Origin of the sequence: Leptolyngbya sp. FACHB-36 (assembly GCF_014695955.1) — a bacterium.
Lineage (GTDB): Bacteria > Cyanobacteriota > Cyanobacteriia > Leptolyngbyales > Leptolyngbyaceae > FACHB-36.
In genome coordinates, this window is sequence record NZ_JACJPG010000604.1 from 1 (window position 1) to 8287 (window position 8287).

Sequence of the window (8287 nt, forward strand, 5' to 3'; positions counted from 1 at the left end):
GGAGCAGATTTAGCCACACGCTTCTTTGGCAACAGCGATCCGATCGGGCAGCAGATCCGAATCAAAGGCGTCAGCTTTCAGGTGATTGGTGTGCTTCAGGCAAAAGGCTCTTTCCTCGGCAACAACCAGGATGACGCTGCCTACGTGCCGATTACCAGTTTGGCAAGCCGTTTGTCGGGGCGCACTTCGCCCTATGGCTTGGATCTGACGTTTATTTCCATTTCTGCTAGAGACGAAGCCAGCATTCGCGCCGCTGAATTTCAAATCACGAATTTGCTGCGGTTGCGTCACAAAATCACCGACGAAGACGATTTCACCGTTCAGACCCAAAAAGATGTGCTGCGAATTGTTGGTACGATCACCGGGGGATTGACGGCAATGCTGGCAGCGATCGCAGGCATTTCGCTGTTGGTTGGTGGCATCGGGATTATGAACATCATGCTGGTGTCAGTTACGGAGCGTACCTCAGAGATTGGGCTCCGCAAAGCGATCGGCGCGTCTCAGCGAGACATTCTGGTTCAGTTTATGATTGAGGCGGTGCTTCTCTCAGCAGCCGGAGGTTTAATCGGAACTGCGATCGGCGTGGGCGGTATCTCGTTGGTGAATGCGTTGCCGCTTCCTTTAAAGGCAAGTGTTTCGCCAGTCGCGATCGTAGTTGCAGTAAGCGTTTCCGGCGGCATTGGCTTGTTCTTCGGTGTCTTTCCTGCTCGCCAAGCTGCGAAACTTGACCCGATCGTGGCGTTGAGAAGTGCGTAAAGCGGTTGAAGTTATGAGTTTTGAAGTTCAAGCAAGCGATCGAATTCAAAATTCATCAATAAAAATTGATCATTCTTGCCCTAACTCTTGTCCTATGCCAAGTTCTGTAATTATTCGCCTTGAAGAAATCTACAAAATCTACGGTGAGGGCGAAACCGAAGTGCGGGCGCTTTCGGGTGTAGATTTGCTTGTCGAGCAGGGTGAATATTGCTCAATTATGGGCGCGTCGGGCTCTGGCAAGTCCACCATGATGAATATCATTGGTTGTCTCGATCGTCCCACCTCCGGACGCTATTACTTAGATGGGGAAGACGTTGCCCAACTCAGCGACACCACGCTAGCGCACGTGCGAAACCGCAAGTTAGGCTTTGTGTTTCAGCAGTTTCACCTCCTACCCCAGTTGAGCGCTCTGGAAAACGTCATGCTGCCAATGGTGTACGCTAATGTCTCCGATCGCGAACGCCGCGATCGAGCAGTCGCTGCTTTGACACGAGTGGGCCTGGCGAACCGATTGCACAACAAACCTACGCAGCTATCTGGCGGTCAGCAGCAGCGGGTAGCGATCGCCCGTGCCATTGTCAACAACCCCGTTCTGCTTCTGGCAGATGAACCTACTGGAGCACTTGACTCCCATACCACTCAAGAAATTCTAAATATCTTTACTGAACTCAACGCCGGCGGTATGACTGTGGTAATGGTGACCCATGAATCAGATGTCGCGCGCTGCACTCGTCGTATCATCTGGTTCAAAGACGGCAGCGTTGTCCACTCCCACCTATCCCCCGACGCTCTTACCCAACTCACCGCTCAACAAAGTACAGAGACGCAGAAGGACTCTGTGCCCTCTGCGCTCCGGTAAGTTCCGGGTCGAACTTATTTTTGGTCGAGCTACGAGGTCCGCGCCCAATCTGTGGTCTTCCACAGTACAAAGAACAGCGTTGCTGCAATCAGCGCACCCAAATTCCACTTGACGGAGTTCTTAAACAGCATGAGCCGCTGATTGGATCGATCGGCTTGCACCTTCGCCTTGGCTCCATTGATTCGCGCCATTACAGCTCCCTTCAGCTTTTCTGGATCATCCGCATCGACAGAAACTCCCAGCGTGTTTAGTTGAGCACCCAGATTCTTAATCTGTTCGGGCTTGCTTTGGTTTAGCTGGTCTTCTAGCTTCTTGAACTGCTCCATCTGGGCACCCACTTGCTGGGACGATTGCGAGTTGAGGCGAATCGTATCAAACACACCTAGTGGCACCATGAGTACAAACACGATCGCCAGCACCAAGCACGCCCAAGATAGAACTTTCAGTGACAGCTTTTCTGGCATCGTGCGATCGTAAAACTCGCCAAAGAAAATCAGCGCTAATCCTAAAAGCGGTACGGCGACCCGCTCTACCAGCGCCCCGATCGTGTTCAATTCCCAAGCAGGATTCATAAACCCAGGAGGAATCAGAACTTGGAAGCTGTCGATCAGCGCGAAAATCAGCAAGCCGTAGCCAATCCAACGGAAGCGGTAAATTGAGCGATTATCGCTTGTAGCCTCGGTCATGTATGTCTCCTACAGGTTATTAACAATTTTCAAAAGTCAGGTGGGTGGAAAATTCAATTGCCACCAGTGATTCCAGGAAATCCAAGCGGCTTCCAATGTTTTGTAAGCATCTTCAGATGCGATCGCGGTTTCATTACCTGTCGGTAAGGGAACTGACATCAGCGTCCACAGGCAGCGGCGATCGAGTAGCGACTCTTGCCCTAGCATCCAGGGCAGCAATCGCCCAACTTGAAGGTCATAGCGGTAGCGATTCTGTGTGAACTGCTGCTCAGTTACCGTGCTGCCCCCACGCGGATTGATACATGCGCTCAAGTACGCTCGCCCCTCGTGCGTTAGAACACCGTAAAAGCTACCGTTGGGCTGCTGCCGTATCTGCAGCTTTGCATTTGCAGTTCTAATGGGACTGTGAACAAACAAAAATCGGCTGACATTACCATCGCCAACTTCCGATCGCACCTGCACGTCTAACGAGGTTGTCTTCTGGCGGTAGCGGTATTGCTGACCAAGTACAGAATTCACCTCAGACTTCAGCGGAGCGCTAGAGAGTAAGTCCCAATTTTCTAGCGCTACTGAACTCGGAAATTGGTAGGCATTGACCGGTGCGTCTCCAGTTTTGGGTTGCGCAATTGCCTTGCCCAACACCAGCAAACTACTCCCCAGTATTCCCGCTAAAACAGCAACCCGAACGCGATCGCCCGTAGAACTAGCCATTAGCTTGCGCTCCTTCATCTAGGTGCTTGCGTGAACTCCGTAGAAATGCCAGCCAGCAAAAACCGCCGAATAGCAGAACCGCAATCATTGAAAAGATCAGAGATCCATCCCCGCTGTGCCAGTAATCAAACGCGTTCTTCTGTGAGAACGCAACCAGAATCGCCATCAGCGAGACTCGCGCTGAGTTAACAACAAACCCTAGAAGCACTGCGACACTAATGCACCAGAGGCGCTGTAATGGACGTACCGGAACCATCAACAGAAACAGCACCGAGATGTTGAGCATTTGCAAAATGCTCTGCAAACCAGAACAGGCTCCGTACACTTCAACCCGCCCAGTGGGCAGTTGCAAAAATACCCCTTGTCGCTGAACGTCCACTCCGGAGTACCACAGCAAGAACGTTGCGGCTTTTGCAGTTAGGGTCGGCAAATCCAGCAGTTGCAGCAGTAGCTCTAGTGCCGGATGCAGCGTTAATAAACCGAAGATTAAAAGTTCCTTCCAGTACTGGCGCAGCTTTCGCGCACCGGATGCCAGCAAACATAATCCCAGCATTGAAACGAAGGGCACGGCTCTGAGGAAAAAATTAGAGTCGGGTAGGGATGTCGATCGCAGCAAAACTAGTCCCAGAAGACAGGCACCCAGAATGCTAGAAGTCGCACTGCTTCGGAGCGTTAAAGTATGACGCTTATCCCAGACTAGCGAACCTGCTGCTAGCCAGAACAGAAAGCTGGTAGCAAACAGCTCAGCGTTGCTGATGCGATCAACCAGCGTCAGGTGCAGGGTTGCGATCGCGGCAGCAATGCCAAGCAACCAAAATTTTGGCTCTTGTAGGCGTTGTAACCAGTACATGGTGTAGGCATGAGTGAGTTTCCAAAAAAGCGGCTCTGAAAGAACGATGACGTTCCAGAACACGCACCTGCCTAGAATTCCCTAAAGGGTCTATCGTGCAACAGAGCTGACAGCAGATTGCCCAGCAAAAAGGGGCGCGTTTGCGCCCCTTTACTTTTCCAACACTGTTTCTAATTAATACGAGATGATTCAGTAGAGGGTAAAGTGGCTTGCCCAATTACAACCCAGGCAAGAATTAACCCTATAAGTTAGTGGCAACTTAAACCTAGGCACGCTGACGCTGACGGCGAGCATATGCCAATCCTGCACCCGCTAGGGCAATTCCGCCCATCGTTAGCGGCTCAGGAACAGCTTCTGCCTGCACGATGAAGTCTTGAAAATCGGTGTCGTTACCGTTGCCGCGATCGTCAAATGCAATCATCACACCACCGGGACTGGTGAAGGGATTGCCTGATGCGAAGCCGTTAGGATTCTCTTTGAAGGCGTTGGTGGATTCTTTGTTTAGAATCGCTAGCAGCGTGCTGGGGCTAGCAAACACCGCTTGCTGCGAGCCGCTATTCAAGCCGCTAGTGGAGTACACCGTACCATTCTCGCCGCTGAGCAGTCCGAGAACGTAGTTCACACCACCTTTGAAGGTGAAGGCAACAGTTTGCTTTCCAGTTGAGGAAGCAACAGCGTTACCGAAGGTGCCCTTCCACTCGTTATTCCATTGGTCATCGGACTGCTTCACTTCGTTGAACAGAGAAGCCACTGCATTGCCAAGGTTGCCTGCCTCGAAGATTTTTAGAGCTGATTGGTAAGAACCGTGAGATTCTACGAAAGTAAAGTTGACGGTGGTGTCGGTGTCAAACTGGAGACCGTTGGCTCCGAATTGGAAGGCTTGGGCAGGTGCGGAAGCACTCGCGATCGCAACTGTGGTTGCAGCAGCAGCGGTTAGAGTAGCGAGAAATTGTGCGTTCATGGATTTGTACTTTGTGAGATGAGGACCACGTGAGCAGTGACAAGTGCAACAACAATTTCCAAGTTTTCGCAAACGGAACGATTGCTGCCGAACATACTCATATTCTTCTCGTCTCAACGGTCACTTGTCCGGGGTACTAACACGGAAATCGATTGTGAAGATTCTGTGGTTGAGTACCTGTTGCACAGGCACGCGTTACTGAGGGTTGATTCAGTAGTCTTGTGCTGCTATCGGTAGCCTTAGGCGCTGAAGTACTTTGCTGCCGGATGGTAGGCAACGATCGCGGTTGTAGACTGCTCTGGATAAAGCTGTTCACTTTCATCCATATGTAAATGAATGCGTTGAGTATCCAGCAACTCTAGCAGCGTGTATTGGTCTTGAATGTTGGGGCAAGCAGGATAGCCAAAACTGTAGCGGGAGCCGCGATAGCGCTGGGCGAGAACGTCTCGGATGCTACTGGGGTCCTCGGCGCCAAAGCCGAGTTCGCGACGAATGCGGGCGTGGGTCCACTCAGCTAGCGCTTCTGCCAGTTGCACTGCCATCCCGTGGAAGTAGAGGTAGTCCGTGTACTGGTTGGACTCGAAGAGCCGCTTGGCATACTCGGTTGCCACCTCGCCCATTGTGACTGCCTGCATTGGAAAGACATCTATTTGCCCTGATTCCGTAGAGGCGTAAAAGTCGGCAATGCAGTAGCGGCGAAGAGATTTTTGACGGGGAAAGGTAAACGTAGCGATCGGGCTAAGAGATTTTTGAATTGGCGTTTGATTCTTACTCCCCATTACCTTGGGATCGTAAAGGTGGAGTGAATTGCCGTCTGCTTGGCAAGGAAAGTATCCGTAAATTGTCTGAGGGTGCAGGAGATCTTCTGCAACAACGCGCTGCTTCCAGTGCTCCAAAAGCGGGTAAACCCGCTCCTGCAAAAACTGCTCGTACTCTTCGTGAGACTGGTCACGCGGCTTACGGAACTGCCACTGTCCAGCAATTAGCGCCTGCAAATCCAGGTGCCAGAAGACTTCGTTCCAAGGAATGTCGGATGGGTGCAAGAGCTGGGTGCCCCAGAAGGGCGGCACAGGGCGGGCAATATCAGCGGCGATCGCCTCAGAGCGCTGGGTATCCTGCTGAGGAATTGGTAATTCTACTGGCTCATCCAGATTATTTCTAACTTCAACGGCGTTGGAGACGGCTCGACGCTCCTTAGCGTCCTCATTCAAGAATCCCGTGAAGTCATCCCACTCGCCAGCCGCTTTGGCGGGCATGAGTTTGTCCATGAAATGCAAATCGGAGAAGGCATCTTTGCCGTAGACAACTTTGCCCTTATAAGTCGTTTGGCAGTCGCTGTAGACGAATTTAGGTGTAAGAGCAGCACCGCCAAGGATAACAGGCACTGTAATGCCACGATCGTTGAACACCTCCAAGTTTTCTTTCATGAACGCCGTGGACTTGACGAGCAGTCCGCTCATGGCAATGCAGTCTGCGCTGTGTTTGTTGTAGGCGTCAATGATGTTCTCAACTGGCTGCTTGATGCCAAGGTTAATGACTTTGTAACCGTTGTTGGTCAGGATAATATCAACGAGGTTCTTACCAATATCGTGTACGTCACCTTTAACGGTGGCAATGACGACGATGCCTTTTGAGGAGCTAGCGTCAGTCTTTTCCATAAAGGGTTCGAGAAACGCAACCGCTGTCTTCATGGTTTCTGCTGATTGCAGCACAAAGGGGAGCTGCATCTGTCCAGAACCGAACAGATCGCCCACGACTTTCATGCCATCTAGCAGAAATGTGTTGATGATCTCCAGCGGCTTATAGGTTTCCAGGGCAATTTTAAGAGCGTCTTCGAGTCCAATGCGTTCGCCGTCAATGATGTGGCGCTTTAGTCGCTCTTCGATCGGCAGCTTCTCGGTTTCGGAGCGATCACGCTTGGTCGTCGCGCCTTCAAATAGCTGGGTTAACTGCGTCAAGGGATCATAGACGCAAATGTCGCCGTCAAATTGACGTTCGTCGAAGATTAGCTTGCGACAGACTTCCTGCTGTTCAGGTGAGATCTTTGCCAACGGCAGAATTTTGGCGGCGCTGACGATCGCGCTGTCCAGCCCAACAGACATCGTTTCGTGTAGAAACATCGAGTTCAAGACCTGTCGGGCGGCGGCGTTCAATCCGAAGGAGATGTTGGATACGCCCAGTGTGATGTGGCATCCGGGCAGGTTCTGGCGAATCAGGCGGATAGCTTCGACGGTGGCTTTGCCGTTAGCCCGGTCTTCCTCGATGCCAGTCGAAATTGGCAGCGCCAGCGGGTCGAAGAAGACATCGTAGGGAGGAATGCCAAATTCGACGGCTTGGCGGTAGGCGCGTTGCGCGATCGCAAACTTCTTCTCGGCGGTACGTGCCATGCCATCTTCGTCGATCGTTCCGACGACGACTCCGGCTCCGTATTCTTTCGCCAATTCCAGCACTTTCAGAAAGCGTTCTTCGCCGTCTTCGTAGTTCGTTGAGTTGAGCAAGCACTTACCGCCTGCCAGTTTCAGCCCCGCCTCCATTTTTTGCCACTCAGTGGAGTCAAGCATCAGCGGCAGGGTGACGTTGGTAACGAGGCGAGACACAAGCTCGTGCATGTCTTTGACCCCGTCTCGCCCAACGTAATCCACGTTGACATCCAGAATATGTGCGCCTTCCTTCACCTGCGATCGAGCGAGCGCCACTAACCCATCCCAATCTTCAGCATTCAGCAAATCTCGACACTTCTTGGAGCCGCTGGCGTTGAGACGTTCGCCAATAATCAGAAACGAGTTGTCTTGCTCGTAAGGTTGAGCACTGTAGATCGAGGCGGCGGAGGGGACGTAGTTAAAAGCGGGACGGGGCTTGTGGGAGAGATCCTGCTCGCTGTTTCTAACTGAACGCTGTTTCGGTTTTAGAGTGGCACCGATTTCAGCGAGGGCGTTGATGTGATCGGGACGCGTGCCGCAGCAACCGCCAATCACCTGTACGCCGAGGTCCTCGACGAACCGGAGCAGTGCCATCCGTAGTTCTACTGGCGTTAGCTTGTAGTGGGCATGTCCGCCCACATTTTCGGGCAGCCCGGCATTAGGGATGCAAGACACAACGAAGGGCGAGTGCTCTGCCAGATACTTGATGTGCTCCGCCATGCGATCGGGTCCCGTAGCGCAGTTGAGTCCCAGAATGTCGATCGGGTACGGCTCCAAAATCGCTAGCACGGCGCTGATGTCGGTTCCAACCAGCATCGTGCCCTGGATTTCCATCGTCACCGATACCATGAGCGGACGGCGATCGCCTTTTTTCTGAAAAACCTCTTCGATGCCGTTGAGGGCGGCTTTGATTTGCAGCACGTCCTGACACGTTTCGACAATAAACAGATCGACGCCGCCATCAAACAAACCTTCTGCCTGAAGCGCAAACGCTGTCTTCATCGTGTCGTAGTCAATGTTGCCGAGGGTTGGCAGCTTCGTTCC

7 protein-coding genes are annotated in these 8287 nt (G+C 52.3%); 2 read left to right on the forward strand and 5 right to left on the reverse strand.

What is annotated here, in order from left to right; genetic code table 11:
• On the forward strand, positions 1 to 756 hold a 756-nt coding region (locus H6F43_RS17980), incomplete at its 5' end, for an FtsX-like permease family protein (RefSeq protein ID WP_190344086.1).
• Positions 757 to 850: 94 nt separating this feature from the next.
• Entirely contained in the window at positions 851 to 1615 is a 765-nt protein-coding gene (locus H6F43_RS17985; RefSeq protein ID WP_190344087.1) for an ABC transporter ATP-binding protein, read from the forward strand.
• A gap of 29 nt (positions 1616 to 1644) precedes the next feature.
• Here the strand turns inward: H6F43_RS17985 and H6F43_RS17990 are convergent, their stop codons facing one another.
• The 5 genes from H6F43_RS17990 to metH form a co-directional block, all read right to left on the reverse strand.
• Positions 1645 to 2301 carry an HpsJ family protein gene (locus H6F43_RS17990; protein ID WP_190344088.1) on the reverse strand — a complete coding sequence of 219 codons (657 nt, stop codon included), beginning with the start codon at positions 2299 to 2301 and terminating at the stop codon, positions 1645 to 1647.
• 36 nt (positions 2302 to 2337) lie between these two features.
• Positions 2338 to 3012 (reverse strand): cyanoexosortase A system-associated protein, encoded by a 675-nt coding sequence (locus tag H6F43_RS17995; protein ID WP_190344089.1) that lies wholly within the window; start codon positions 3010 to 3012, stop codon positions 2338 to 2340.
• Entirely contained in the window at positions 3005 to 3862 is an 858-nt protein-coding gene (gene crtA / locus H6F43_RS18000) for a cyanoexosortase A (RefSeq protein WP_190344090.1), read from the reverse strand. The genes H6F43_RS17995 and crtA overlap by 8 nt, the downstream gene beginning before the upstream one ends.
• Before the next feature lie 265 nt (positions 3863 to 4127).
• Positions 4128 to 4823 carry a PEP-CTERM sorting domain-containing protein gene (locus H6F43_RS18005; RefSeq protein ID WP_190344091.1) on the reverse strand — a complete coding sequence of 232 codons (696 nt, stop codon included), beginning with the start codon at positions 4821 to 4823 and terminating at the stop codon, positions 4128 to 4130.
• Positions 4824 to 5062: 239 nt separating this feature from the next.
• Positions 5063 to 8287: methionine synthase (metH, locus tag H6F43_RS18010; RefSeq protein ID WP_190344092.1), on the reverse strand; the 3225-nt coding region annotated here is incomplete at its 5' end.